This is a genomic window from Sphingomonas parva (ex Maeng et al. 2020), assembly GCF_004564275.1.
Classification (GTDB): domain Bacteria; phylum Pseudomonadota; class Alphaproteobacteria; order Sphingomonadales; family Sphingomonadaceae; genus Allosphingosinicella; species Allosphingosinicella parva.
The window spans coordinates 103,691-130,089 of record NZ_SPDV01000010.1 but is presented as its reverse complement, the minus strand read 5'-3'; the positions used below and the strand labels follow the sequence as shown (position 1 = coordinate 130,089).

Genomic DNA, 26,399 nt, shown 5'->3' with positions numbered 1-26,399 from the left:
GGAATCGGCCCTCAGATCAGATTTTCTTAACGGATGTCGGCCTAGGCTGAGGCCGCCCCGCGCGCGTTCGCGCGGTGATCGAGGGGAAGGCTGTTGCGAAAGGGCCGTTTTGCCGGGTTGAGCGATGCAGGGAGCGAAGCCTCCACGCGCCTCGGCTTCGGCACGCTCCTTTCGTTCGACGTCGCCGCACCGGCGTCCTCCCAGGACAGGAAGGTCGCTGCCGACCGCGCCGACGGCGTGGCCGTGTCCGTGCCGTTCCTGATCGGATCGCACCTCTTGTGGGTGGCCTTGCTGGTCGGCACATTCCTGATCGAAGGGCGGCCGCTCGGCCTGTTGCCGGCGCCGCTCGGCGGCCTCGTGCTGGCCGATCTTTGTCTGTGGTCGCTGTTCCGGCGCCCGTCGCTCGCGCCCCATGCCAAGCTGCGCTTCGCCTGCCTGCACAGCCTGGTGGTGGCCGGGCTGGTCTTCTGGGCGCTGTCGATGGTCACGGCGAGCGACTCGCTCGCCGCCAAGGCTGCGCTGGTCGCCGCGCTCGGCGCAGGTATCGCCGCCTATTTCACGGTCCCGCTGCTCCTCATCCTGGCCTGCGCCGCCACCGTTTGCGGACTCGCTTTCGCCAGCGCCGCGGCGGAGATGATCTGCGTCGCCGCGGCGGCGACCAGCTTCCTCGTCTTCCTCGGAATTTCGCGTGCCGGCGATCTGATCACGACCGCCCGGGAGCAGCTCGCCGCGCAATGGGAGCTGAGCAAGGCCCGGCGCTTCGTCTCCGAGTTCGAGGAATGCGGCCGCGGCTGGTTCTGGGAGACCAATGCCGACGGCCTGATCACCTATCTTTCGGCCGATCTGGCGCGCGAGATCGCCGGCGATCCGGATGCGGTGATCGGCAGCCGCTTCGAGACCCTGCTTCGGGTCGCCGAGAGCGAGGAGGCGGCGGACGCCCGCCGCAGCCTCGGTTTCCACCTCGCCGCGCGTTTTCCTTTCACCGATGTGGTCGTCCGCGCCCCGGGCCGCGACGACGTCTGGTGGTCGGTCTCCGGCACGCCGAATTTCGACGAATTCGGACGCTTCATGGGCTTCCGCGGCATCGGCGCCAACCTTTCGGAGGAGCGCCGCTCGGAAGCCGAGAAGAGCAAGCTCGCCCGCTTCGACAGCCTGACCGGCCTTCCCAACCGCCCGACCATGCGCGCCATGCTCGACCAGGCGCTCGCCAACGCGGAGGAGCGTCGACAGGGCTGTGCGCTGATGATGATCGATCTCGACCGGTTCAAGCACGTCAACGACACGCTCGGCCATCCGGTCGGCGACAAGCTGCTCAAGCTCGTGTCCCAGCGGCTGAGCGACGTGCTCGGCCAGGACGGGCAGGTGGGCAGGCTCGGCGGAGACGAGTTCGAGGCGATCCTCCCCGGAGTGGGCGAGGAGACGCGGCTCTCCGACATCGCGGGCCGAATGATCGCCGAAGTGTGCAAGCCCTATGAGATCGAGGGACATCGGGTCGAGGTCGGCACGTCGATCGGCATTGCCGTTGCCTGGCCCGGCCAGGCCGATCCCGCCGAGCTCATCCGCGACGCCGATCTTGCACTCTACGCCTCGAAGGCTGCGGGCCGCGGCACCTTCCGTTTCTTCGCGCCGGAGATGCGCACGCAGGCGACGGAGCGGCAGATCCTCGAGCGGGATCTTCGTGAGGCGCTCGCCAAGGACCAGTTCCGCTTGCTGTTCCAACCGGTCGTGGAGTCGGTTTCGGAAGAAGTGGTCGCCTTCGAGGCGCTGCTTCGCTGGCACCATCCGGTGCGCAGCGTGCTGCCGCCGGCGGTGATCGTCCCGCTGGCCGAAGAATGCGGGCTGATGCCCCGGATCGGCGAATGGGTGCTGCGCACCGCCTGCGCCGAGGCCGCCACCTGGCCGGAGCACATCCGGATCGCCGTCAACCTGTCGCCGAGCCAGTTCGCCGATCCGTCGCTCCCGGCGATGGTGACCAGCGCTTTGGCGTCGTCCGGGCTCGCCGCCGAGCGCCTCGAGCTGGAGATCACCGAGGGCGTGTTCCCGGTCGACGGCGCCGCGCCTGAGCAGATCCTGGCCGGCCTCAAGGGTCTCGGCGTGCGCCTGGCGCTCGACAATTTCGGCACCGGCCGCTCGGGCCTCGGCCATCTGCGTGACGCGCCCCTCGACAAGATCAAGATCGACCAGAGCTTCGTGCGCGGCGCGGCCAATGCCCGCAGCCGCAACGCGGCGATCATCAGGGCGATCGTCGTGCTCGCGGAGAGCCTGGGCATGGACACCACGGCCGAGGGCGCGGAGACGCTGGAGGAGCTGACGCTCATCCGCAGCCTCGGCTGCAGCCAGGTTCAGGGCTTCATCTTCGGCAAGCCGATGCCGGCGCAGGAAGCCCATGCGCTCGCCGCGACCAGCAAGCCGACCAGCGAGGTCGTTGCCTTCAGCCGGCCGCCGCGCCACCGCCTGATCCGGATGGGCAGGATCCACGTCGCCGACGAGGAGCTCGCCGTCCGCCTGCGCAACATCTCCGCCGGCGGCGCGATGATCGAGTGCGATCGCGACCTTGCTCCGGAGACGAAGCTTCTTCTCGATCTGGACGAGGCCGGGCAGCTCCCCGCGCAGGTTCGCTGGTGCCAAAGCGGTCAGGTCGGCCTGTGCTTCGAGGACGAGTTCGAGCTGCGCCGGCTGGCGCGGCTACGACCCGCCGCAACCACGCCCGGCGGGAAGATGCTCACGCCAAGCTATCTGAAGCCGGCGGGGGCCGCATCGCGCTCCGGCCGCAAGGCCGGCTGACGGCTCCGCGCCGCAACACGAAAAAACCCCCGCCCGGCGATCCGGACGGGGGCTTCGGCACGCTCTCGAGCGGCAACGATCAGCTCGAATAGTACATGTCGTATTCGACCGGGCTCGGCGTCGTCTCCCAGCGCAGCTGCTCCTGCCACTTGATCTCGATATAGGCGTCGATCTGATCGTCGGTGAAGACGTCACCCTTGGTCAGGAAGGCGCGATCCGCCTCGAGCGCATTCAGCGCCTCGCGCAGCGAGCCGCAGACGGTGGGAACCTGGACGAGCTCCTGCGGCGGCAGGTCGTAGAGGTTCTTGTCCATCGGATCGCCGGGGTGGATGCGGTTCTGGATGCCGTCGAGCCCGGCCATCAGCAGCGCCGCATAAGCCAGGTACGGATTGGCGAGCGCATCGGGGAAGCGGAATTCCACGCGCTTCGCCTTTTCGCCGGTGCCGTAAGGGATGCGGCACGACGCCGAGCGGTTCCGGCTCGAGTAAGCGAGCAGCACCGGCGCCTCGAAGCCCGGGACCAGGCGCTTGTAGCTGTTGGTCGTCGGGTTGGTGAAGGCGTTGAGCGCCTTGGCGTGCTTGATCACGCCGCCGATGAAGAACAGAGCCGTTTCGGAGAGGCCGGCATAGCCGTTGCCGGCGAAGAGCGGCTTGCCGCCGTTCCAGATCGACATGTGCGTGTGCATGCCCGAGCCGTTGTCCGCCTTGACCGGCTTCGGCATGAACGTCGCCGTCTTGCCATAGGCATTGGCGACCATGTGCACGACGTACTTGTAGATCTGCATCCGGTCCGCGGTCTCGACCAGCTTGCCGTAGGTGAGGCCGAGCTCGTGCTGCGCGGCCGCGACCTCATGGTGATGCTTGTCGCACGGCAGACCCATCTCGAGCATGGTCGAGACCATCTCGCCGCGGATGTCGACGGCGCTGTCGACCGGCGCGACCGGGAAATAGCCGCCCTTTGCGCGCGGGCGGTGGCCGAGATTGCCGACGTCATATTCGCGGCCGGTGTTGGTCGGCAGCTCGATATCGTCGATGCGATAATAAGAGCTGTTGTAGCCGTCCTCGAAACGGACGTCGTCGAACATGAAGAATTCGGCTTCCGGACCGACGAAGATCGTGTCGCCGATGCCGGTGGTCTGCAAATAGGCTTCGGCCCGCTTCGCGGTCGAGCGCGGATCGCGGGCATAGAGCTCGCCGCTCGCCGGATCGACCACGTCGCAGAACAGGATCAGCATCGGGGTCGCCGAGAAGGGATCGACATAGGCCGCGTCGAGATCGGGACGCAGGATCATGTCCGACTCGTTGATCGCCTTCCAGCCTTCGATCGACGAGCCGTCGAACATGAAGCCGTCGGTCAGCTGGTCCTCGTCGATCGCGGAGGCGACCATCGAGAGGTGCTGCCACTTGCCCTTGGGATCGGTGAAGCGGAGGTCGACCCATTCGATCTCCTCGTCCTTGATCCGGCTCAGAATCTTGCCCGCGTCGCTCGCCATCTCGATCAGTCCTTTGCTTCGCGCGCCGACGACCGCCGGCGCTCATGATGTTCGCGCCCACCGACATGCCGAAGCCGGCTGAAAGCCGGAACGTCCTGCTGGTAAGCAGCCTCTCGCTCGGCACCGGACATCCGATGCGGGAGCTAGATCGCGTCCGAGCCCCGCTCCCCCGTGCGGATCCGGAGCACTTCCTCGACATTGCTGACGAAGATCTTGCCGTCCCCGATCCGGCCGGTGCGCGCGGCGGCGGCAATCGCCTCCACCACCCGCTCGGCCAGACCGTCTTCCACGACCACCTCGAGCTTCACCTTCGGCAGGAAATCGACGACATATTCGGCGCCCCGATAGAGCTCGGTATGTCCCTTCTGCCGGCCAAAACCCTTGGCCTCGGTGACCGTGATTCCGGAGACGCCGACATCGTGCAGCGCTTCCTTCACTTCATCGAGCTTGAACGGCTTGATGATGGCTTCGATCTTCTTCACGCGAATCCCTCGGCTGCAAGTTCCTTCCCCTGATTATCCCCACCCGTCCACCCCGGCGAGGCGAAAGGTGAAGATTTCACGCTGCAGAGCAGCATGGCACGGGGCCTGCTTCGGCGCGGATGCGACGAAGCTGGCCCTGGTCTCCCCGCTTGCGCGAGGGGGGCATGCGCAGCACGGTGGGAAGGGGCCATTGCAGGCCGCAGAGTTCGTAGAGCACCGAGTGGGTCTCAAGACCCCCTCCACCAGCCTCGCCTTCGCCTACGGCTGGTTCCCTCCCCGCGAGCGGGGAGGAACGCCGCCTTACGCTACGCGTAAGGCGGCTTGTCGAAGCCGCCGGGGCTCTTGGTAAAAATCTCGCAGCCGTCCTCGGTGATGCCGACCGAATGCTCGAACTGGGCGCTCAGGGTGCGGTCCCGGGTCACGGCCGTCCAGCCGTCGTCGAGCACCTTCACCGCCGGCTTGCCGATGTTGATCATCGGCTCGATCGTGAAGAACATCCCGGGCTTCAGCTCCGGCCCGGTGCCGGGGCGGCCGGCGTGGATCACCTCGGGCGCGTCGTGGAAGACACGGCCGACGCCGTGTCCGCAGAAGTCGCGGACCACGCCGTAGCGATGCTTTTCCGCATAGGTCTGGATCGCATGGGCGATGTCGCCGAGCCGGTTGCCGGGCCGCGCCTGCTCGATCCCGAGCATCAGGCAATCATAGGTGACGTCGACCAGCCGCCTCGCCTTCACCCCCACGTCGCCGACCAGGAACATGCGGCTGGTGTCGCCATGCCAGCCGTCGAGCAGGATGGTGACGTCGATGTTGACGATGTCGCCGTCCTTCAGCACCCGATCGCCGGGAATGCCGTGGCACACCACGTGGTTGATCGAAAGGCAGGAGGAGCCGGTGAAGCCGCGATAGCCCAGCGTCGCCGGCACGCCGCCGCGGGCGCGCATCTCGCGATAGACGATGTCGTCGATTTCCTGGGTGGTGACGCCCGGCACGACGTGGGGCACGAGCGTGTCCAGCACCTCGGCGGCAGCGCGGCCGGCGCGGCGCATCCCTTCGAACCCCTCGGGGCCGTGCAGGCGGATAGCGCCCGAGCGGGAGTGGACCTCGTCGGCGGAAACGGCTTCGTACTGGGTCATCGCCTTCATATAGGCGGCGGCGGCTCGAACCACAAACCTCCCCGGCTTGTCCCGCGCCCTGTCTTCCTGCAGGGACGGGCAGGGGGCGGCTGCGGAGCAGGCGAGCGCGAATGACGACCGAACGCATCTACACGGCGGCGCTGCTGGTGATCGGCGACGAGATCCTGTCCGGCAGGGTCCAGGATCGGAACATCGCCCAGGTCGCCGGTTGGCTGAACCTGCAGGGCATCCGCCTCCAGGAAGTGCGCGTCGTTCCGGACGTGATCGAGACGATCGCGCAGGCGGTGAACGCGCTGCGCGACCACTTCGATTATCTGTTCACCACCGGCGGCATCGGCCCGACCCATGACGACGTCACGGTAGATGCGATTTCGCATGCGCTGGGCGTGCCGGCGGTCGTTCATCCCGCCGCCCGTGCTGCGCTGGAAGCCTATTACGCGGAACGCGGAGGGCTGACCGAGGCGCGGCTCCGGATGGCCCGGGTTCCCGAGGGCGCGGAGCTGATCGAGAACAGGATGTCGGGCGCACCTGGCATCCGGGTCGGGAATGTCTTCATCCTCGCCGGAGTGCCGCACATCGCCGGCCTGATGCTGGAGGCGCTGTCCGGCACGCTCGAAGGAGGCAGGCCGTTGCTCTCGCGCACGGTCGGCGGCCTGGTGCCCGAGAGCGAGGTGGCCGATCTCCTGCGGCAGGTGGAAGCGGACTATGAAGGCTGCCAGATCGGCTCCTACCCCTTTTTCAGGGACGGCAGGGTCGGCGCGAACTTCGTGATCCGATCGACCGACGAGACCGTGCTCGAGGCGTGCGAGGCTGAGCTTGTCCGGCGCCTGGAGGAAGAGGGGCGGGAGGTCGTCCGCGGCGGAGTTTGACGCATGCTCCCTGAGCAGCTTCATCGTGCCCTGGGCGAGGTGGCGGAGATGATGCGCCCGGCGGCTGAGCCTTGGTGGCTGATCGGCAGTGCGGCCATGGCGCTGCACGGCGCGCGGGTAACGGTGGAGGACGTGGATCTGCTGATCGCTCCTGGAGACGCGCGGAAGTTGTTCGGCGACAGTGTTGCGCCCGGACGACCCTCGGCGCTGTTTCGTTCCGCGCTGTTCGGCTGCCGGGATGCGGCGGGGCTCCGGCTGGAGGTGATGGCCGGATTGGAAGTGCGGCGAAAAGGCGCCTGGTACCCGGTTCGCCCGCAGGATCGTGAGGCGGTGCCGCTCGGCGACCATCTGCTGTTCACCCCAGGGCGCGACGGGCTGATCGCCATGTGCCGGCTCTTCGATCGTCCGAAGGATCGCGAGCGTGCGGTGCTGATGCATTAAGTCCGAGCGGCGTAGCCACCCGACAGGTGGTCTCAGGGTCTCCGGCGCTGGCCGAGCTCCCGGTCGATCAGCTCGGCAGCATCGTCGAGCGAACGCAGGGTCGCGGCGGCCAGCCGGCGAGTCTCCTCGGTCGGCGGAAGAAGATCCGGGATCATGATCGTCACCATTCCGGCCGAGGCCGCCGCGCGGACGCCATTATGTGAATCCTCGAATGCCACGCAGCGGTCGGGCCGGACGCCGAGCCGCTCCGCTGCGGTGAGATATGGGTCCGGCGCCGGCTTCGGTCTGGCGACGTCGCTCAACGTCACGACGATGTCGAACCTGTCGAATATGCCGGCGGCGCGCAGCCTCTCCTCCGCCCAGGGCGACGCGGTGGAGGTCACCACCGCGCGCTTCACACGCAGCGCATCGAGGGTCGCGAGCAGCCGATCGAGGCCGGGCCGGAGCGGTGCGCCACGCGAGAGGATCTCCTCGAAGCGCGCATCCGACCGCTCGTAGAAAAGGTCCAGTGGGAATTCCGGTCCGTAATGCTCGCGGAGCGTGACCCGGTTCTGCGGCCGGTGGACTCCGACGGTCTCGAGAAAGAGCCAGTCCGGAAGCTCGTAGCCGAGCTCGGCAGCGGCCTCGCGCATCGTGTCCCAATGGGCGGACTCGGTGTCGAGGAGCAGGCCGTCCATGTCGCATATGACGGCATCGAGAGGGTAAGGGAGGATGGGCATCGTGCCACAACGCCTTCTCCGCGCGAGCGTTCGATCCTGAAAGCACGATGGTCCTGGTAAACGCTTCTTCAACCAGGATCGGGCAAGCAGGCGGGATGAGCGTGCAGCTGAAATCGGTGCTGATTGCGGTGGCGGTGTTCACCGTGTTCGACGCCGCCGTCTGGGGCGGGCGGTATCGTACGGTGACCGTCGAGACGGCCATCCATACCGCGCACTGGATCATGAACCAGAACTGGCACCAGGCCGATTGAAGCGTGGACGAGCTGACGCTGCGCAGGACGCCTCACAGCCGCCCGAGTTGTTGACATTCATGTCAGCAAGGGGCAGCTTCCTGTGCAGGAGGCAAGGATGTTCCGCCACGCCATCGGCATCGTGCCCGCCGACATCGATCACATGGGCCACGTCAACAATTCGGTCTATCTGCGCTGGGTGCAGGAGGCGGTGATCGGCTATTGGGAGAAGGTCGCTCCGGCCGAGGCCGTCGCAGCCCACCTCTGGGTCGCGCTGAAGCACGAGATCACCTATCGTCGACCTGCGTTCCTCGACGACGTGGTGGTCGCGGATGTCTTCGCCGAGGGCGTCCAGGGCGCCCGCGCCTTCTTCAGCACCGTCATCAAGCGCGGCGAAGACGTCGTCGCGGAGGTGAAGAGCTGCTGGTGCTGCCTCGATTCGGCCACCAAGCGCCCCGCGCGGCTTGCCAGGGACGTCGTCAAACGCTTCCTTCCCGATTGAGCGTGCGCCCGGCCGCTCAGGCTAGGCGAGCCTCTCCGGCACTTCCTCGGCTTCTTCCTTCAGGGTCTCGCGCGGCGCCACCGCTTCCCAGGGGAATACGAACCAGCGCTTGTCCGTCTGCCGGTCGATCTCCTCCGCGGCATATTCCGCGACGGCGCGCGAGCGCAGGTTGTTGATCAGAACCGCCACCCGAACCTCGTCGGACGCGCCGCCGTGCGCCGCGATCGAGGCGCGCAGATGGGCGATGGTCGAGCCGCTGTCGTTGATGTCGTCGACGATCAGGATGCGGATGCCGTTCTTGCTCTTGGCGGCGAGCTTGACCAGCAACTCGTCGGCAAACGCGGCCTCGCCGGAGCTGTGGTCGACGGACAGCATGGCGATGCCGGTGCGGTGCGAGAGATAGGCGGCCGGGACGAGCCCGCCGCGCCCCACTCCGACGATGAAATCGGGCTGCCAGTCGTCGGCCTCGAGACGGCACGCCAGAACCTCGACCCCCGTCAGGAAGTGGTCATGGGGTATGTAGAAGAGCTGGGGTTCGTCCGCCATGGGCCATCCGTGGTTGGAAGCGATGCCCATAGAGGGCCGCTCCGCACTGGGCAATCGACCGTCACTCCGGGTTCGGCGCTGCGAGCAGCTCGACCACTGCCAGCCGCGCCTCACCCTCCCGCGCCGGCAGAACCAGGCGGAACCGGTAGTCGCCGATCCGCTCGAAGATGCCGATCCGGTCTGCAGCCGTATCTTCTCCGTAGGCGCCCGCCGTCCGTGCCCGAGCGGCGGTTGCCGCGCCGAGGAAGACGAGCCGTCTGGTCTCTCTGTCATCCCAGAGATAGCCGCCGAAGCGAAGGCCCGGAATCTCGCTGGTGAGGCTCAGCTGATCACCTTCGATGCCGACGTAGCAAAAGCCTGATCGGGTGGTGGACCAGGGGCGTGCAGTGGCGACCCGGGCGCCGATGCGGACGGCGCGGCAGCGATAGGGCCCCGGCGTCGGCGCCGCCCGGGAAAGGCCGCTGTCGGGCTCGAGAAGCGCGCCCTCGACGGCCACCGCGCGACGGTAGCGCCTGCGGGTCTCGGTGAGCGCCTGCGTCCATGCCGCCGGAAGACCGTCGAGGAGGGCTGCGTCGGCTACGGTGGCGGCGCTCCGCCATTCCTCGGTCTCCTCGATCTGCACCGAAGGTCGGCCTGCGGGGCTTTGCGGCGCTGCCGTCTGGCACGCGGCGAGCGCGGGCAGCAGGAGGAATGGCAGCACAGGAAGGAGCCTGGACATCGCACCTCCGATTACGCGAACAGGGGCGGACCATAGACCAGCCCGGACGCGCGCGCAAAAGGGCCGCAAATCGGCCAGCGGCGCCGGGCGCCGCCGGGTCGCGATCAGACGATGGCGGCCTGGGGTCGCGGAGGCTTCGCCGCGCGGCGGAACGAGACGGCGTCGGCGAGCCGGTCGAGCATCTCGATCGTCTCGTCCCATCCCGCGCAACCGTCGGTGATGCTCTGGCCGTAGATGAGAGGAGCGTCCGGCACGAGCTCCTGCCGCCCGGCCACCAGATGGCTCTCGATCATCATCCCGAAGATCGCGCGGTCGCCGCCGGCAATCTGCTCGGCGACATCGGCGACGACGAGCCGCTGGTTCCCCGGATCCTTGAGGCTGTTGCCGTGGCTGGCGTCGATCATCAGCCGGCAGGGAAGGCCGGCCGCCTCCGACGCGCTGCAGGCGGCCGCGACGCTCTCGCGATCGTAGTTCGGCCGGCTGCCGCCGCGCAGGATCACGTGGCAATCCTCGTTGCCCACGGTGGAGACGATCGCCGAGTGGCCGCCCTTGGTGACCGACAGGAAATGGTGCGGCTGCGAGGCCGCCTTGATCGCGTCGAACGCGATGCGAAGGCTGCCGTCGGTTCCGTTCTTGAAGCCGACCGGGCAGGAGAGGCCGGAGGCGAGCTCCCGATGGACCTGCGATTCGGTTGTCCGCGCGCCGATCGCGCCCCACGATACGAGATCCGCGATATACTGGGGCGTGATCATGTCGAGGAACTCGGTCCCTGCAGGCAGGCCGAGGCCGTTGATGTCGAGCAGCAGCTCGCGCGCGATCTTCAGGCCCTTGTTGATCTGGAAGCTGCCATCGAGATCGGGATCGTTGATCAACCCCTTCCAGCCCACGGTGGTACGCGGCTTTTCGAAATAGACGCGCATCACGATCTCAAGGCGATCGCCAAGGCGTCGCCGCTCGGCGGCAAGGCGCGCGGCATAGTCGCGTGCGGCGGCCGGGTCGTGGATCGAGCAGGGGCCGACCACGACGAGCAGACGGTCGTCCTCGCCGGCCAGAATGCGATGGATCGCGGCTCGGGCGGCGAACACCGAATCGCTGATCGCGCTGCTGATTCCCAGCTCCCGCAAGAGATGCGCGGGCGGCGAGAGCTCCTTGATCTCGCGGATCCTGGTATCGTCGACCTGGTGGGTCATGGCTCTTTCTGTTCGTCTCGGGCAGGGGCGCCCGCTTCCATTTGCCGCCCGAAGTCAGGCCTGGCAACGTCCTGGCCCTGCTCGACGATGCCGCGGCGGATGGCGCGGGTCCGGGTGAACAGGTTGAACAGGGTTTCCCCGTCGTCGTCGCGGATCGCCCGCTGCAGCAGGAACAGGTCTTCGGAGAAGCGCTGCAGAGTCTCGAGCACCGCCTGCTTGTTCGACAGGAAGATGTCCCGCCACATCGTCGGATTGGACGCCGCGATGCGGGTGAAGTCGCGAAATCCGCCGGCCGAATATTTGATCACCTCTCCCTCGGTGACCCGCTCGATGTCCGAGGCGGTGCCGACGATCGTGTAGGCGATCAGATGCGGGAGGTGGCTCGTCACCGCGAGAACGAGATCGTGGTGCGCGGCATCCATCACCTCGACGCGGGCGCCGAGCGCCGACCAGAATGCGGAGAGCCGCGCGACGGCGCCCGGGTCCGTTCCTTCCTCCGGGGTGAGAATGCACCAGCGGCCGCGAAAGAGGCTGGCGAAGCCGGCGTCGGGACCGCTGTTCTCCGTCCCTGCGACCGGGTGGGCCGGAACGATGGTGGCGTCGGAAAGCGCATGCCGCAGCGCCGCCGCGACGCCGCTCTTCGAAGAGCCGACGTCGCTGATCACGGCGCCGGGTGCGAGATGGCCGGCCGTCGCTTCTGCGGCAGCCGCCATCGCGCCGACCGGCACGCAGAAGATGACGAGGTCCGCGCCTTCGACGGCGGCGCCGGCGGTCTCGGCGACTGCGTCGACCAGCCCGATCTCCGCAGCCCGGGCACGAACCGCAGGATCGGCGTCATGGCCACGCAACGCGGTTTCGGGCAAGGTCTCCCTAACGGCGCGAGCGATCGACGAGCCGATCAGGCCGAGCCCGATCAGAGCGACCGTATTGAACCGCGAGTCCGCCAAATCGAATTCCCGGCCTGCCGGGAGTGTCAGCGAGAGCCGGTGCGGCTCAGCGCCCGTGTCTCGTAAATCGGTGCCGCCGGCGCCCAGCGCGTCTCGGGCAGTCTTTCGAGCGGCGCCGCGCAATCCTCGCACAATGCGGCATAGCCGTGCTCCCGCTTGGCAATCGAAGCCAGCAGAGGACGGTGCATTCCGAGAAGGCAGCGGAGACTCATAAACCCGACGTTAACGGTTTTGGGCGGCTTGGTCATCCCGTATCGCGGCCACCCGCGAAACAAATTCAAACTGTTGCCGCATTGCAGCATCGTGATCGAGCAGGCAGCCCTGCGCCGCCCGCTCCACGAATCTAGGCCGCGCGCGCCGTCGGCTGGAGCCCGCGGCAGGCCAGCGCCCCGACATCGGCGGCTTCGCCGCGCAGGACGACCGCCGCCTGATAGCGCGGTGCCGGCGCGAAGGAGCACAAGCTCCAGCCAGGCTCGGCGTCGATCAGACGACCGCTCTCGCCCGGAGCGACCGAGACGGTGAACCCGTCGAGCGGACAGGAAAGACCGAGGCCGAGCGCCTTCACATAGGCTTCCTTGCGCGTCCAGCAGTTGAAGAAGCCGTCCACCCATTGCTCATCCGCCAGGGACGCCAAGGCTTCCTGTTCCGCCGGGGAAAAGAAGCGCTGCGCCACGCCGGGAAGGGCGAGCGCCGGATCCTTGCGCTCGATATCGCAGCCGACCTCGCGTCCCCAGGCGGATGCGAAAAGCGCGAGCTCGCCTGAAGAGGAAAGGCTGAAATGCAGCGACGGCTGCTCGGCGAGGAACGGCTTTCCCCACGGATTGGACCGGAACTGCAGCCGGTGCGGCATGCCGCCGAGCCGTTCCGCCAGCAGCCGGCGCAGCTGGCCGCGACGCGCGATGAAGCGTCGCCGGTCGCGCGGCGAGCGATAGGCGGCTGCCCGGACCTGCTCGCCCTCGTCGAGCGAGGCGGCGAGGCTCTCGATCTCGCGAGCGGGAAGATCGAGCTCGAACAGCACGAGGTCGAGGCTCACGGCAGCGTCCCGGCCCCCGGCCGGCGCTGCCGCCCCGAGCTTTCCATGATCACGATCCCGCCCGGCAGAGGATGCGTTCGGGCCGCGCCCGCTCCCGTCCGAACGGAGAAGAGCCCGCCCGGCCGCCGTTGCGGGCCTCGATGATCGCCTCCCGCAGCCGCGCTCCGAAACTGGCGAGGTTCGGCTGGTCCCACATGGTGCCGTGTTCCCCGGGGATGTCGTAGGCGGTGAGCGCGCCGGTCACCAGGTCCGCCCAGCCAGGCCGCGTGTCGTGCACCGCGGGGCGGTCGATCGGCTGGAAGAGCGCCACGTCGCCGCCATAGGCGCCGGGCCGGTAGCCGTAAGCGGCACGTTCGAGCGCTCCGCGCAGCTGCCGATAACGGGTCTCCGGACGATCCGGCTCGGCGACGCCCGCTTCCTCGAGCATGCCGAACGCGCGCGCCTTCGCATAGTCGAGCCGTTCCCGGAGCGGCAGGCGAAGCCACACGCCCGCGTGGAATCGCGCCTTGCTGGCTGCCATCCGCAGCGGACCGATGCGCTGGAACGCCACCGGATTGAAGGCATGGCCGAGTGCCAGCAACGGCACCTCCTCGCCGGCTTCGCGGAGCTGCCGGGCAACCTCGTAGGCGAGGATTCCGGCCGTGCACCAGCCGCCGATCAGATAGGGTCCGGCGGGCTGCGCCTGGCGCAATGTGCCGACCACCTCGCGGGCCACCGCTTCGAACGGCGGCTGCGTCTCGAACAGCCGCTCGAGGATCGGGTCCAGCGGCAGGCCGAGAAAGGGGATGTCGATGCCAACCTCCCGGGCCAGCGCCATCATTGCGGGACCGCCGTCCAGCCATATCATGGGCGTACCGGCGCCGAGCGGCTGCAGGGGCACGAGCCCGCCGCAATCGGCCGAGTCGAGCCTGTCGATCCTGCCGGCAAGTTCGGCAAGCCGATGGGCTCGGAAGAATTCGGCCATCCCGATCCGGCGATCCCATTGCATCTCAATGCGGTGGAGCAGGCGCGCGACGAGCAGCGAATGACCGCCGAGCTCGAAGAAGCTGTCCTCCCTGCCGACGCCGCCGACGCCGAGCAGATCGGCCCAGATCGCGGCGAGCCGGGTTTCCGTCTCGCCGACCGGCGGCGCCGATCGACCCGCGCTGTCCGCCTTGTCAGGGGAAGGCAGGGCGTTGCGATCGATCTTGCCGTTCGGAGTCATCGGCAAGGCCGCCAGAGCCTGGAAGCGCGAGGGGATCATGTACTCGGGAAGCGTCCGGCCGAGATGCGCTCGCAACTCGCCGGGCGAGGGCATTTGACCGCGCGGCACCAGATAGGCGGCGAGCGCGCGCTCGCCGGAGGCGTCCGGCCAGCTTCGCACCGCCGCCGCGGCGATTTCCGGGTGCTCGGCGAGTGCACCCTCGATTTCCTCCACTGCGACGCGGAAGCCGCGGATCTTCTGATCGTTGTCGGTGCGGCCGAGGCAGAAGAGCGTACCGTCCGCCGCGTAGCGGGCGAGATCGCCGGTGCGATAGAGCCGCACGCCAGGAACGCCGGGTTGCTCCGCGAAGCGTTCGGCCGTGAGATCGGGGCGGTTGCGATAGCCGCGGGCCAGCCCGGCGCCGCCGATGTAAAGCTCGCCGGTCACGCCGGCGGGCACGGGCCCGCCACGCTTGTCGAGCACATGGGTGAGGGTGTTCGCGATCGGCCGCCCGATGGGTACGGGTCCGTCCTCGGGCGTGACACGATGCATCGTCGACCAGATCGTCGTCTCGGTCGGGCCGTACATGTTCCAGACCGTGCCGGCGCGCGCGAGCAGCTCGAGCGCAAGCTCGCGCGGCAGCGCCTCGCCACCGCAAAGCAGGGTGAGGTTCGGATCGCCGCGCCACCCGGTTTCGATCAGCGCCCGCCAGGTCGCGGGTGTCGCCTGCATCATCGTCGGACGCGTCTCGCGCAGCAGCGCGGCCAGACGCACTGGATCGGTAGCGACCGCGCGGGGGGCGAGGACCAGGGTTCCGCCGCAGATCAGCGGCAGGAAGATCTCGAGAGCGGCGATGTCGAAGGACAGCGTGGTGACGGCGAGCAGGCTGTCTTCCGCCGCGAAGCCCGGCCGGACGCGCATCGACTCCAGCAGGTTCGCCAGCGCGCCGTGGCCGATCTCGACCCCTTTCGGTCGGCCGGTCGAACCCGACGTGTAGAGGACGTAGGCGAGATCCTCCGGAGCCACTGTCACGGCGTCAGCAGGGGTCAGCTCGGCAGCCTCCTCGACCAACAACACCGGCCCTTCCCATGCGGGCAGCGTTCCGAGGAGGCGGCGCTCGGTAAGCAGCGCCGCGATGCCGGCGTCGCGGACGATGTAATCGAGCCTTTGCGCCGGAAAATCCAGGTCGAGCGGAAGATAGGCGGCGCCGCATTTCATGACGGCGAGCAGGGCGGCGACCATGTCCGGCGAGCGATCGAGGCAGAGCGCCACCAGAGCGCCTCTTCCAACGCCCCGGGCCTGCAGCGCCGCCGCGATCCGGCCGGCGCGGAGGTCCAGCTCGGCATAGGTGCAGCGATCCTCGCCGCAGCGGACCGCGATCGCCTCCGGCCGTGCCCGCACCGACGCCGCGATCGCGTCCGGCAGCGGCGGCCCCACTGGCGTCGAGGTGTCGTTGATCGCGACAATCAGCGCCGTCTCTTCGCGTGTGAGCAACGGGAGATCGCCGATCGGGCGCCCGGCATCCTCGGCAATCCCTTCCAGCATATTGAGCCAATGACCGATCATCCGCCGGATCGTCGCCGGATCGAACAGTTCGGTGCTGTAGAGAAAGCGGCCAATCATCCCGTCAGGCCGCTCGTCGAGCTCGAGGTAGAGATCGAACTTGGCGCCGCCGACGACCACGTCCATCTGGGTGAGGTCCCAGCCCTCGGGAAATGGATCGACCGGTGGCTCGATCGAGAAGAGCGTGTTGAACAGGGGATGGGCGCCGGGCTGCCGGCGGATGCCGAGATCGCGCACCACTTCGTCGAACGGCACTTCGCTGGCGGCAAGTGCGCCGAGGACGCTGTCCCGAACCTGGTGTAGATACTCGCGAACCGGCAGCGACGCGGTCGGCCGCGAGCGCATCGCGATCGTGTTCAGGAAATAGCCGACGACCCGCTCCAGCTCCGGGCGCCGTCTGAGGTCGGTCACGCCTCCGACGACGATGTCCTCCTCCCCGGTGTAGAGGTGGAGCATCGCCTTGTAGGCGGCGAGCAGCGTCATGTAGAGTGTCACGCCTTCGCGGCGGCTGACCGCCTTCAAGGCCTCGGTGAGGCCATGGGAGATCGGGAAGGTCTCCATCGATCCGGCGTGGGTCGGATGCGTCGGCTTCGCGCGGTCGCCGGTCAGCTCGAGCTTCGAGGGCGCGTCGGCGAGGGTCGCGCGCCAATGGTCGAGCTGACGGGCGATCGCCGGAGACGCGAGATGCGCCTGCTGCCAGACAGCATAATCGCCATATTGCAGCACCGGCTCGGGAAGGGGCGAGGGCGCGCCCGTCGAGAACGCCTGGTAGAGGGCGGCGAGCTCCGGAACGATCACCCGGTAGATCGAGACCCCATCGAAGATGATGTGGTGCAGCGTCAGGTAGAGTCGGTGATTGTCCTCGGCCAGCCTGACCACGCGGGCGCGGAACAGCGGCGCCTCGGCGAGGTCGATCGGCCGGCGGGCGTCGTCGCTTCCGATCGCGATCGCTGCCGCGTCCCGCTCCTCGGCCGGCAGATGGCTCACGTCGTCGAGCAGCAGCCGGATACTTACGTCGGACCGGATCCGCTGGACCAGCTCTCCGTCGACCTCGGCGAAGCAGGTCCGCCAGGCCTCGTGTCGCCTCACGATCTCTTCGAGGCTCCTCTCCAGCGCCGCGAGATCGAACGCGCCCAGCCGGTGGATGGTGATCGATTCGTTGTAGAGGGGCACGTCCGGCGCCATCATCGCGTGCAGCCACACCTGCCGCTGGTCGGCGGTCAGCGGCACGATCGTGCCGGGCGGACGCGGCCGCACGCCGGCGACAGGCGCGGCTGCCTCGCCGCCGCCGCGCAGCATCTTTTCGAGGAGCTGTCGCTTGGCGTCGGAAAGGGCCGCCGTCATGCAGGCGCTCCCGGGGTGCGGAAGGTGATCGGCAGCGCCTTGAGCCCGCGAAGGCCGGAATTCGGTCTCCACTCCAGCCGGTCGGCGGCAAGCGTGATGTCGTCGAGCCGGCGAAGCAGAGTGGTGAAGGCGATCCGCGCCTCCATTCGCGCCAAAGCGGCACCGAAGCAGAAATGCGCGGCCCACCCGAAGGCGAGGTGGCGATTGTCAGTGCGCCGCAGGTCGAGGCGATCCGGATCGGGAAAGCGCAGCGGATCGCGATTGGCCGCTGCCATCACCGCCATCACCGCGTCACCCTTGCGGATCGGGGTGCCGCCGATCTCTGTATCCATGGGCGCGATGCGCGCGGTGTGCTGGCTCGGGGTCTCGTAGCGCAGCAGCTCCTCGACGGCGCTGGCGATGATGTCGGGCTGCTCGCGCAGCTCCTGCATCGTCTCCGGCTTGCGAATGAGCGTGAGGAGCCCGTTGCCGATCAGGTTGGTCGTGGTTTCCTGGCCGCCGACCATCGTCACGATGGTGTTGGCGATCACCTCATCCTCGGTGAGCCGCGATCCGTCGACCTCCGCTTCAACCAGCGAGCGGACCAGCCCGGGGCGGTCACCGTGATTCCGGATCGCGTCGCGGAAATAGTCGGTGAGCTCGGCGACGCTCTTCAGCACGCCGTGCACGCGATCGGGATTGTGCTGGAAGTTGCCGAGCATCTCCGCGAAATCCGCCGACTTGGCCTTCAGCCAGCCATGGTCGTCGAGCGGAACGCCGAGCAGCCCCGCCGTCACGATGGCGGGGAAGGGCTCGGCGAAATCGGCGATGACGTCCATTCGTCCGGAGGCGATGCGGGCGTCGATCAGGCGCTCGGCAATGCCCTGGATCTGCTCTTCCATCGCTTCGACCCGCCGCGGCGTGAAGGCGCTGGAGCAAAGCTTGCGCAGGCGCGTGTGCGCGGGCGCATCGAGAAACAGCATCTGCCGGGCCATGACGTCGGCGACCGGTCCGAGCGAGGGCAGACCCAGCGCCTTCATCTGGTCCGGATCGGGCGTGCGATCGGCCGAGAATTGATGCAGCACGGTCATCACGTCGGCGTAACGAGTGACGACCCAGGTGTGCATGAACGGATCCCAATGAACCGGCGCCTCCTCCCGCAGCCTGCGATAGAAGGGGTAGGGATCGGCATGGACGGCGGGATCGAGCAGCTGGAAAAGGCTGAGGCTCGGATCGATCGCGCGCGTGTGCGTCGGTGCCGGCTGGATGGTCATCTTGGCCCCCTTATTCGGCTGCGCGCTGCTGCGCCTCGTCGTCGCTCATCGCCTCGATCATCCGCATCAGCAGCGCTTCCACATGCGCGGCGAGCTGACGGATGGTGGGGGCGAGGAAGAGGTCGCGCAGGGTAAGCTCGATCCCGAACGCCTCGCCGGCGCGGAGCACCACCTGGGTCCCGAGCAGCGAATGGCCGCCGAGGAGGAAGAAATTGTCGTCGATGCCGACCGGCCCGCGGCCCAGCACCTCGGCCAGGATCTCGGCGAGCCTCTGCTCGGCGAGCGTCGTCGCGGCGCTGAAGCCTGCCGTCTCGAGCGCGTTTTCTTCCGCAGGGTCCGGGAGCGCCGCCTTGTCGAGCTTGCCGTTGGCGGTGAGCGGAAGCGCGTCCAGCCGGACGAAGCTTGCCGGAACCATATAGTCGGGAAGCTGCTCGGCGAGAAAGCTCCGCAGCTCCTCGGCGGTCAGCGTTCGCTGCGGCACGACGTAGCCCACCAGCGCATCGCCGCCGTCGGCTGCGCGCCGCGCGACCACGGTGCAGGCGCCGACCGCGGGATGACGGCCCAGGACGCTCGCCACCTCGTCGGGCTCGACGCGATGACCGCGGATCTTCACCTGATCGTCGATCCGGCCGCGGAACGCGATCTGACCGTCGGCGAGCAGAATGCCGAGATCCCCCGTCCTGTAGAGCCTGTCGCCGGCGCCGCCGAACGGATCGGCGACGAAGCGCTGCGCGGTCAGATCGGGTCGGCCGCGATAGCCGCGCCCGACCATCGGGCCGCCGATGTGGATCTCCCCGACCTCTCCGGTCGGGACGAGATGGCCGTTCCCGTCGAGGATGTGAATGCGGGCCGCGCCGATCGGACGCCCGATCGGCGGCAGCTCCGCGTCGCCGCCCGGCGCTACGATCGCGGACGTGGCGACGACCGTGCACTCCGTCGGCCCGTAATTGTTGACGAAGGCGAAGGGGAGGCCCGGCCGTGGACGGGCGACCAGGCGGTCTGCGCCGGTCAGGAGAATCCGCAGCGGCGCGTCGGCCGGCCAATCTGCGGCGATCAGCTCCTCGGCGATTGCCGTGGGGGCGAACGCGATGGTGATGCCGCGCTCGATCAGCGCCGCGCGCAGCCGTTCCGAGGCGACGCGCGCCGCGTCCTCGATCAAGGTCACCGACGCGCCGGCGCAGAGGTACGGCCAAATCTCCCAAGCGGCCGCGTCGAAGCCGAGGCCGGCAAGATGGCTCGCCCGATCGCGGCACGTGATCCCGAAGGCATCGACATGCCAGGCGATCAGGTGGGAGAGATTGGCGTGGGTGATCTCGACACCTTTCGGCGTGCCGGTCGTCCCGGAGGTGTAGATCACATAAGCGAGCGCCCGCGGGTCCTCGCCGAGTCCGGGCCCGCGCACCGCGTCCGCGGGCACGGCGGCCCAATCAAGGGTCTCGACCGGCGCCGCGCTGCCGGCCAGCCGGCGGGCCGTCTCGTCGCGGCCGAGCACGATGGCGCAGCGCGCATCGGCAACGATCGTGCTCAGGCGAGCGTCCGGCCAGGCGGGATCGAGCGGCAGATAGGCGGCGCCTGTCTTCCACGCGGCCAGCGCCGCGACGATCTGATCGAACGATCGCTCCAGGCACAGGCCGACGAGCCCGCCGCTGCCGATGCCGCGGCCCCGCAGCCAGGACGCAAGCCGCTCGGCGCGGCTGTCGAGCTCGCGGTAGCTGAGCGTGCCGCAGGTGGCGACGAGCGCCGTCGCGTCCGGCTGCACGCGCGCGATCTCGGCGACCTTTGCGGCGACCGAAAAGGGTGGGGAGAGTTGCGACTCCGTAAGGGAGGCGGCGTCCAGGGCCGGCGCGCTGTCGAACGCGGGCGAGAATTGCGGGTCGACGTTTTCCATGCCGCCACCCAGATCACAAAGAGGTGAGAAAGTGTTTAATCGCGCCTTCAGACCGGATCGATCCACCGTATCGCAGCGGGACAATCGTTGAACCGGGCGGCTTTGTACCCGACGTGGCTCATCCGGGCGTACTTTCGCCGCGCAGCCGTGCTTCCGCCTCGTGGCGGTAGTCCCGGACGAGCGGCAAGGCGCTGCGCTCGCGCACGAACTGGATCTGGTAGTTGCAGAGGCCGCCGAAGCGAAACGAGATGAGCGCGCCGGCGAGATAGTAGAGCCACATGCGGAAGAAGCGCGCGTCGTAAAGGCCCTCGATCTCCTCCCGATGCGCCCAGGCATTGAGATACCAATGATGGAGCGTGTGGGCGTAATGGAGGCGCAAGGTCTCGACGTCGGCCGCGATCAGCCGCGCCGTCTCGCTCGCGCGGACGATCTGCGACAGGGCGGGCGTATGACCGCCAGGGAAGATGTACTTGCGCAGCCATGCATCGGTGAGGACCGGGGTGCCGAGCCGGCCGATCGTGTGGAGCAGCATCACGCCGTCCGGGGCGAGCAGGCGCCGGCACGCATCGAAGAAGGTGCGGTAATGAAGCGGGCCGACATGCTCGAACATGCCGATCGAAACGATCCTGTCGAACCGCCCCTGGATCTCGCGATAGTCGCGCAGCTCGAAGCGGACCCGATCCGCGACCCCCGCCGCCGCGGCACGGCGGCGTGCGATCTCCACCTGGCGCTCGGACAGAGTGACGCCGAGAACGTCCACGCCTGCGACGCGGTGGAGGTAGAGGGCGAGCCCGCCCCAGCCGCAGCCGATGTCCAGCACGCGCTGCCCCGGCCGCAGCAGCAGCTTCGCGGCGATATGCGCCCTCTTGTCGGCCTGCGCCTGGTCGAGGGTCGCGTCGGGATTCCGGAAATAGGCGCAGCTATATTCCAGCTCGTCCCCTAGAAAGAGCGGGAAGAGCCCGTCGGCGAGATCGTAGTGATGCGCGACGTTCCGCCGTGCGCGCGCCGGCCAGTTGATCCGGTCCAGCCTGGCCCGGATCCGGCGGCTGCGCGGGAAGCCGCCGCCTTCTTCCCATGGCGAGTTGCCGCGAATGATCGTTGCGACGTCCAGGACGTCGCCGTGCTCGATGACGGCACGCCCGGCCATATAGGCTTCGCCGAGGCCGAGCACCGGGTCGCGCAGCATCGCCGCCGGTACGCGCCTGTCGAGGAACCGCAACCTGGCCTCGGGCCATCCAGGTACCTTCGCGCCGATGACATGGCTGCGCCCCTTGTGGTCGACGATCGTGAGCTCTCCATTGCGGATGAAGCGCCGCAGGACTCGCACCAGCAACGCCGTGGCCGGCGAAGCGCTGCTCGGGACGCCGCCCGCAAGGCTCCTGTTTCGAGACGTCTGATCCATTGGGCGCCTCATTTGCCGGCACTGCCGTCCGTGGCGGCATCCTACCATGACTCGAGGCCGGCCGCGCCTCGCGCCGTGCCAAGCCGCCTTACGTGCTCGGGCGACTCAACTGCCCGAGCACCGCCGAGCGCGTTGCCCCGAAACTGCCCCGGGGACGGGTTGATCGCGCGCCTGCGACGCCGCAAACCCGCCCTTCACCGACTGCGAGGATCCATGACCGACGCTCTACCCGCCTGCTCCCGCAGATCCGTGCTCGGAGCGCTCGCCGTGGCCCCGCTTGCCGCTTGTGCGACCGTTCCAGCCGCGTCGCCCGACTTGCCCAAGCCCGGTTTTGTAGACGGCCTGAGCTTCCTTCCCGACGATCTCGAGGAGATTCGCCGAGCAGGGCTCGTGGCGATGATCTGCGATGTTTCGGAGGTCGGGGAGGTGCGCGATCCGGACGGCACGCCGCGCTATCGCCGGACCTTCGAGACGAACGTCAAGGCGATCGACGCGGCAGCCGCGAGACTGAGCGGCAGCGACCTGGCCTTCGTGGCCGAGCGCGGCAGCGACATCGGCCGTCGCACCGGCTGCGCCGCATTCCTCCAGTTCCAGTCGTGCGAACCCGTTGCCGACGATCTCGCCCGCATTTCCTATTTCTATGGCAAAGGGCTGCGCGTCCTCCAGTTCACCCATCACAACGACACCGCCTTCGCCGGCGGCGCCCTCGAGCGGGTCCAGCGCGGACTAACCCGGCTGGGTGTCGAGGGCCTGGACGAGATGAACCGCCTCCGGATCCTGCCGGACGTCTCGCATGGCTCGGTCGCGACGATGCTGGAGGCGGCGCGGCTCAGCCGCTCGCCGATCGTCTACTCCCACGGCGCATGCCGGGCGATCCTCGATCATCCGCGGTGCATTCCGGACGAGGCGATCCGCGCCATCGCCGATCGAGGCGGCGTGATCGGCATCTTCATGATGAGCTTCTGGCTCACGCGTGACCCGCAACCGCGGGTCGAGCATCTGATCGCCCATATCCGCCATGTCATCCAGGTGGGCGGCATCGAGGCCGTGGGCATCTCCAACGACTTTCCGATGGCCGGTCAGCCGAACCTGTTGAAGCTCGGCAACGACAATCGCGAAGGCGTGAAGGAGTATCTCGAATGGTGGCTGGCGATGCGCGCGCTCGGCATCCCCGGCTTCGAATGGACGCCTGAGCATGTCGTCGTTCCGGAACTCAACACGCTCGATCGGATGGTGAAAATCCGCCGGGCGCTCGAAGCGGACGGGTTCCGGCCGCGCGACGTCGACCGCATCATGGGAGGGAATTTTGCCCGTGTGCTGACCGACGTCCTCGGCTGATTTGCACGAAAAAGGGGCGGAGCCATCGGCTCCGCCCCTGAGGATCGCTTCCGCCGGAGCGGAAACCCGGTCTCGTCAGAACCGGAAGTCGACGCCGGCGTAGAGCATCCGGCCAAAAAGATCGTAGGTGTTCGCGGACGTCTGGGTGCCCGGGAACGTCACGAGGTTCGTGTCGCCGAACAGCGGCGGCTTCTTGTCGAAGATGTTGTTCACGCCGAGGTAGAACTCGAGCTTCTGCGCGTCGCCGGCGGTGAAGCGCAGCTGGGCGTCGTGGTACCAGAAGTCACCCGTCTTGATCGGGTCCGGATCGGTGAGGTCGTCGACCACCGAGCTGTACCAGTTGGTGCGCCAGTTAAGCGACCAATTCTCCATCGCAACGGTCGCCGAAGCGAAGACCTTGTCCTTGAAGCCGGTGCCTAGACGGCCGCAATTGTAGCAGTCGAGCTGGCCGACTTCGCCCTGGGTCGGGCCGCCCGGGACCGAGGTCTGCTCCTGCTCGAGCAGATGGTTCCAGTAGACGGACAGATCCAAACGCGCCGGGCCGATGTTCTGGTTGTAGCGGGCCTGGGTGTCGATGCCCTCGACGAAGAACGATCCGGTGTTGAGGTTCAGCGCATTGACGGTGACCACCCGGCCGGTCGCGTCGCGAACGATGTTGCCGCAGAAGATCGCCTCGCCGCTGCCGGTGATGCATTCGTCGAGCGAGGTCTGCTGGCCGATGATGCCGATCGCGTCCTGCACCTTGATCCGGTAGTAATCTACCGAGAGGGTGAAGTTGCGCAGGAACGTCGGCGTGAACACCGCGCCGGCGGTCAGCGTCTTCGCAGTCTCTTCCTGGAGGTTCGGGTTGCCGCCGAGGAAGCCGTTGATGTTCTGCAGCTGCGCCGTCGAGTAGACGAAGCCGCCGGCCGTCTGCGACGCCGCCGCGATCGCGGGAACGGCGAGACAGGCGGCCGGAAGCTGGCCGGCCGGAATCGCGATCGGCGCGTTGTCACCCTCGCCGGCGCGCTGGTCGCACGGGTCGATGACCGACAGGAACGTCTCGCTCTGCGCCGAGAACAGCTCGGAGATGCTCGGTGCGCGGGTCGCCTCGGAGTAGATGGCGCGGAAGCGGATGTCGCGGGTCGGGGCATATTCGCCGCCCGCCTTCCAGCTCCAGACGCCGCCGACGGTCGAGTAATCGGCGTAGCGAACCGCGCCCTCGAGGCCGAGGTAATGGAAGCCGGTCCTGTCGGCGAGGATCGGCGCGACGATTTCGACGAAGCCTTCCTTGACGTTGTACTTGCCGCGCGTGTCCGACAGGAAGTTGCCGAGGGTCAGGCCGAGGTTCGTCGCCTCGTCGAAATCCTCGGTGCTCTTCTCGCGGCGGTATTCCACACCGGTCGCGAAGCCGAGCGGGCCGCCGGGCAGGTCGAGGACCGAGCCCGAGATCGTCGCGGCAACGACGTCCTGCTTGACCTTGGCATCGTAGGTCGAGAGCAGGCCGCCCGCGGTGACGTAGTTGGATGCGGCGGGCGTCGCGGTGTTGAAGCCGAAGATGTTGATCGGCACGCAATTGGGATCGTTGTTCGTCGGGTCAGCATCGACGTTGATCGAGCAGACGGGACCATTCGGGCCGGCGACGGCGTTGAGGCTGTTCACATAGTTCGGACCGAGGATCGTCTCGGACGCGGTGTGATCCTTCGACTCGCCGTGGTTGTAGTAGACGTCCCACTTGTAGCCGTTGCCGAGCTCCCCGCGCAGACCGATGACCCCGCGCCACAGCTCACGATCGTTGCGGTTGCTGCGATCGAAGATGTCGTTCGAACGCCGACGGAACGGGATCGCCGTGACGTCATTGTCGGGATCGGCGTCGGTGTTCAACGCATTCACCGCATTGCGGATGCCCAGCGGAATGAACGGGTTGGTAAGCGGAATGCCGGCGTAGACCGAGCCGTCCGGGTTGGTGAGATCGGTATTGGCGACGGCCTGCGGCTCGAGGCTCGAGCGCGACTTGGTCTTCGCATATTCGCCTTCGACGAACAGCTCGATCCCGTCGGTGACCTCGAACTTGCCAAGCAAGGTGCCGAGATAGCGCTCGACCGGCACCGCAAGGTAGCGATCGTAGTTGCGGTTGTAGCCGTTGATGTTGGCGCTCTGGTACGGGATCAGATTGTTCGCCTGATCGAAGGTGAAGGTCGAGGCGCCCGGCGCGAAGCTGCCGTCCGGGCTGAACAGACCCTGGGCGGAGAACGAGCTGCGGTTCGGCACGTCGGTGGCGGAGAAGGCGCGGTTGCGCGACCGCAGGCCCTCGTCGCGATCGTACTGGCCGTAGGCGATGATGTTGCCGCGGCCGCCGGCGAAGCCGGTGCCCGCCGTCACCGAGACGTACTGGCGCGCTGCATCGCCCTCGTCGGAGATGGTGCCCTGGCCGCGGACGCGGACGCCCTCGAAATCGTCATTGAGCACGAAGTTGACCACGCCGGCGATCGCTTCCGAGCCGTAGACGGCGGAAGCGCCGCCGGTGACGACCTCGACCCGCTCGATCAGATCGGTCGGGATGGTGTTGATGTCGACAATCGAGGTGCCCGGCAGGCCGGCGACGAAGCGACGGCCGTCGACGAGAACGAGCGTGCGGGCCGATCCCAGGTTGCGCAGGTTCACGCTCGCCTGGCCGTTGGCGGTCGTCGAGAAGTTGGTGGAGGTGCGGCTGATGTTCTGGCCGACCGACGGCAGCTCGGAGAGTGCGTCCTGGAGGTTGGCCGCACCGCTCGCCTGGATGCCCTCGTCGGAGAGCACTGCGACGGGGACCGATGCCGAAACCTCGGGACGGACGATGCGCGAGCCGGTGACGACGATCGATCCCTGATCCTCGCCGGCGGTGTCGGTGGCGCTCTGGCCGGCGGGGTTCTCGGATTCCACCGGGCCGGTCTGGGCGAAGGCCGGGGCCGCGAAGGACGCAGCACCGATCAACAGGCTGGACGTCAGCAGACGTGCCTTGGAAGCAAATGACATTGAAGTCCCCTACGTTTTACCCGCCACGGCGGGAGTTAATCATCCCGGGACAGGCCCTACCGAGGGGCGGTGAGCGGAGGCAAGCCGCGGGTCCGTCCGGGCAACGGGATGCAAAGTGCCTGTGCTGTTTCTGCAACACACCATTTTGGTGCAATCTTGCGCAGTGTGGATCGCGGCTTGTCGCGCCGAAGACGCCGCTTGGCTGCGCTACACGGTAGCGCTGGCACCGTCGGTGATGGGATCCCAATAGTGGGGGAGCTGCGGCGCCCCTCCGACAAAGCCATGGCTTAGCGTGGCCGGGCAGTCGCCCCCACGCTGCGCGAGTGCGCTCCGACAGAATCCGGCTCC

The 26,399-nt window shown here is 67.9% G+C and carries 20 protein-coding genes; 6 read left to right on the top strand and 14 right to left on the bottom strand.

Annotated features, from left to right (window positions below; genetic code table 11):
- Positions 1 to 117: 117 nt before the first annotated feature.
- Positions 118 to 2,784: an EAL domain-containing protein gene (locus tag E2493_RS07180; RefSeq protein ID WP_135085175.1), complete on the top strand. Its 2,667-nt coding sequence runs from the start codon at positions 118 to 120 to the stop codon at positions 2,782 to 2,784.
- 79 nt (positions 2,785 to 2,863) lie between these two features.
- On the opposite strand, the gene glnA is transcribed toward E2493_RS07180, so the two are convergent.
- The 3 genes from glnA to map form a co-directional block, all read right to left on the bottom strand.
- A complete protein-coding gene (gene glnA / locus E2493_RS07175) occupies positions 2,864 to 4,276 on the bottom strand; it encodes a type I glutamate--ammonia ligase (RefSeq protein WP_135085173.1) in 1,413 nt (470 codons plus the stop codon).
- A 143-nt stretch (positions 4,277 to 4,419) separates the two neighbouring features.
- On the bottom strand, positions 4,420 to 4,758 hold the full coding sequence (locus E2493_RS07170; protein WP_135085171.1) for a P-II family nitrogen regulator: 339 nt from the start codon (positions 4,756 to 4,758) through the stop codon (positions 4,420 to 4,422).
- Positions 4,759 to 5,063: 305 nt separating this feature from the next.
- Entirely contained in the window at positions 5,064 to 5,891 is an 828-nt protein-coding gene (map, locus tag E2493_RS07165; RefSeq protein WP_135085169.1) for a type I methionyl aminopeptidase, read from the bottom strand.
- A gap of 110 nt (positions 5,892 to 6,001) precedes the next feature.
- On the opposite strand from map, the gene E2493_RS07160 reads away from it, so the two are divergent.
- Both E2493_RS07160 and E2493_RS07155 read left to right on the top strand, forming a co-directional pair.
- A complete protein-coding gene (locus E2493_RS07160; RefSeq protein WP_135085167.1) occupies positions 6,002 to 6,760 on the top strand; it encodes a competence/damage-inducible protein A in 759 nt (252 codons plus the stop codon).
- 39 nt (positions 6,761 to 6,799) lie between these two features.
- Positions 6,800 to 7,201, top strand: a complete 402-nt coding sequence (locus E2493_RS07155) for a hypothetical protein (protein WP_135085165.1) — start codon at positions 6,800 to 6,802, stop codon at positions 7,199 to 7,201.
- A 32-nt stretch (positions 7,202 to 7,233) separates the two neighbouring features.
- Here the strand turns inward: E2493_RS07155 and E2493_RS07150 are convergent, their stop codons facing one another.
- Positions 7,234 to 7,920 carry an HAD family hydrolase gene (locus tag E2493_RS07150; protein ID WP_135085163.1) on the bottom strand — a complete coding sequence of 229 codons (687 nt, stop codon included), beginning with the start codon at positions 7,918 to 7,920 and terminating at the stop codon, positions 7,234 to 7,236.
- A gap of 95 nt (positions 7,921 to 8,015) precedes the next feature.
- On the opposite strand from E2493_RS07150, the gene E2493_RS21135 reads away from it, so the two are divergent.
- Positions 8,016 to 8,171 (top strand): hypothetical protein, encoded by a 156-nt coding sequence (locus E2493_RS21135; protein WP_167737432.1) that lies wholly within the window; start codon positions 8,016 to 8,018, stop codon positions 8,169 to 8,171.
- A 97-nt stretch (positions 8,172 to 8,268) separates the two neighbouring features.
- On the top strand, positions 8,269 to 8,652 hold the full coding sequence (locus tag E2493_RS07145; protein WP_135085161.1) for an acyl-CoA thioesterase: 384 nt from the start codon (positions 8,269 to 8,271) through the stop codon (positions 8,650 to 8,652).
- A 21-nt stretch (positions 8,653 to 8,673) separates the two neighbouring features.
- Here the strand turns inward: E2493_RS07145 and E2493_RS07140 are convergent, their stop codons facing one another.
- From E2493_RS07140 to E2493_RS07100, 9 genes are all read right to left on the bottom strand, one after another.
- A complete protein-coding gene (locus E2493_RS07140) occupies positions 8,674 to 9,198 on the bottom strand; it encodes a phosphoribosyltransferase (protein ID WP_135085159.1) in 525 nt (174 codons plus the stop codon).
- Between the two features lie 61 nt (positions 9,199 to 9,259).
- A complete protein-coding gene (locus E2493_RS07135; protein WP_167737431.1) occupies positions 9,260 to 9,916 on the bottom strand; it encodes a DUF4893 domain-containing protein in 657 nt (218 codons plus the stop codon).
- A 104-nt stretch (positions 9,917 to 10,020) separates the two neighbouring features.
- Positions 10,021 to 11,106, bottom strand: a complete 1,086-nt coding sequence (locus tag E2493_RS07130) for a 3-deoxy-7-phosphoheptulonate synthase (protein WP_135085155.1) — start codon at positions 11,104 to 11,106, stop codon at positions 10,021 to 10,023.
- On the bottom strand, positions 11,103 to 12,053 hold the full coding sequence (locus E2493_RS07125) for a prephenate/arogenate dehydrogenase family protein (protein ID WP_135085153.1): 951 nt from the start codon (positions 12,051 to 12,053) through the stop codon (positions 11,103 to 11,105). The genes E2493_RS07130 and E2493_RS07125 overlap by 4 nt, the downstream gene beginning before the upstream one ends.
- Positions 12,054 to 12,396: 343 nt before the next feature.
- Positions 12,397 to 13,086: a 4'-phosphopantetheinyl transferase family protein gene (locus E2493_RS07120; protein ID WP_135085151.1), complete on the bottom strand. Its 690-nt coding sequence runs from the start codon at positions 13,084 to 13,086 to the stop codon at positions 12,397 to 12,399.
- A gap of 49 nt (positions 13,087 to 13,135) precedes the next feature.
- A complete protein-coding gene (locus tag E2493_RS07115) occupies positions 13,136 to 17,176 on the bottom strand; it encodes a non-ribosomal peptide synthetase (protein ID WP_135085149.1) in 4,041 nt (1,346 codons plus the stop codon).
- Positions 17,173 to 18,429 (bottom strand): cytochrome P450, encoded by a 1,257-nt coding sequence (locus E2493_RS07110; protein WP_135085146.1) that lies wholly within the window; start codon positions 18,427 to 18,429, stop codon positions 17,173 to 17,175. The genes E2493_RS07115 and E2493_RS07110 overlap by 4 nt, the downstream gene beginning before the upstream one ends.
- Positions 18,430 to 18,439: 10 nt before the next feature.
- Positions 18,440 to 20,317: a non-ribosomal peptide synthetase gene (locus tag E2493_RS07105; protein WP_135085144.1), complete on the bottom strand. Its 1,878-nt coding sequence runs from the start codon at positions 20,315 to 20,317 to the stop codon at positions 18,440 to 18,442.
- A 118-nt stretch (positions 20,318 to 20,435) separates the two neighbouring features.
- On the bottom strand, positions 20,436 to 21,719 hold the full coding sequence (locus E2493_RS07100) for an SAM-dependent methyltransferase (RefSeq protein WP_135085142.1): 1,284 nt from the start codon (positions 21,717 to 21,719) through the stop codon (positions 20,436 to 20,438).
- 315 nt (positions 21,720 to 22,034) lie between these two features.
- Between E2493_RS07100 and E2493_RS07095 the strand changes: the two genes are divergently transcribed.
- Positions 22,035 to 23,057, top strand: coding sequence for a membrane dipeptidase (locus tag E2493_RS07095; RefSeq protein ID WP_225421199.1), 1,023 nt, complete (start codon positions 22,035 to 22,037; stop codon positions 23,055 to 23,057).
- 75 nt (positions 23,058 to 23,132) lie between these two features.
- Here the strand turns inward: E2493_RS07095 and E2493_RS07090 are convergent, their stop codons facing one another.
- Positions 23,133 to 26,051, bottom strand: coding sequence for a TonB-dependent receptor domain-containing protein (locus E2493_RS07090; protein WP_135085138.1), 2,919 nt, complete (start codon positions 26,049 to 26,051; stop codon positions 23,133 to 23,135).
- Positions 26,052 to 26,399 lie beyond the last annotated feature (348 nt).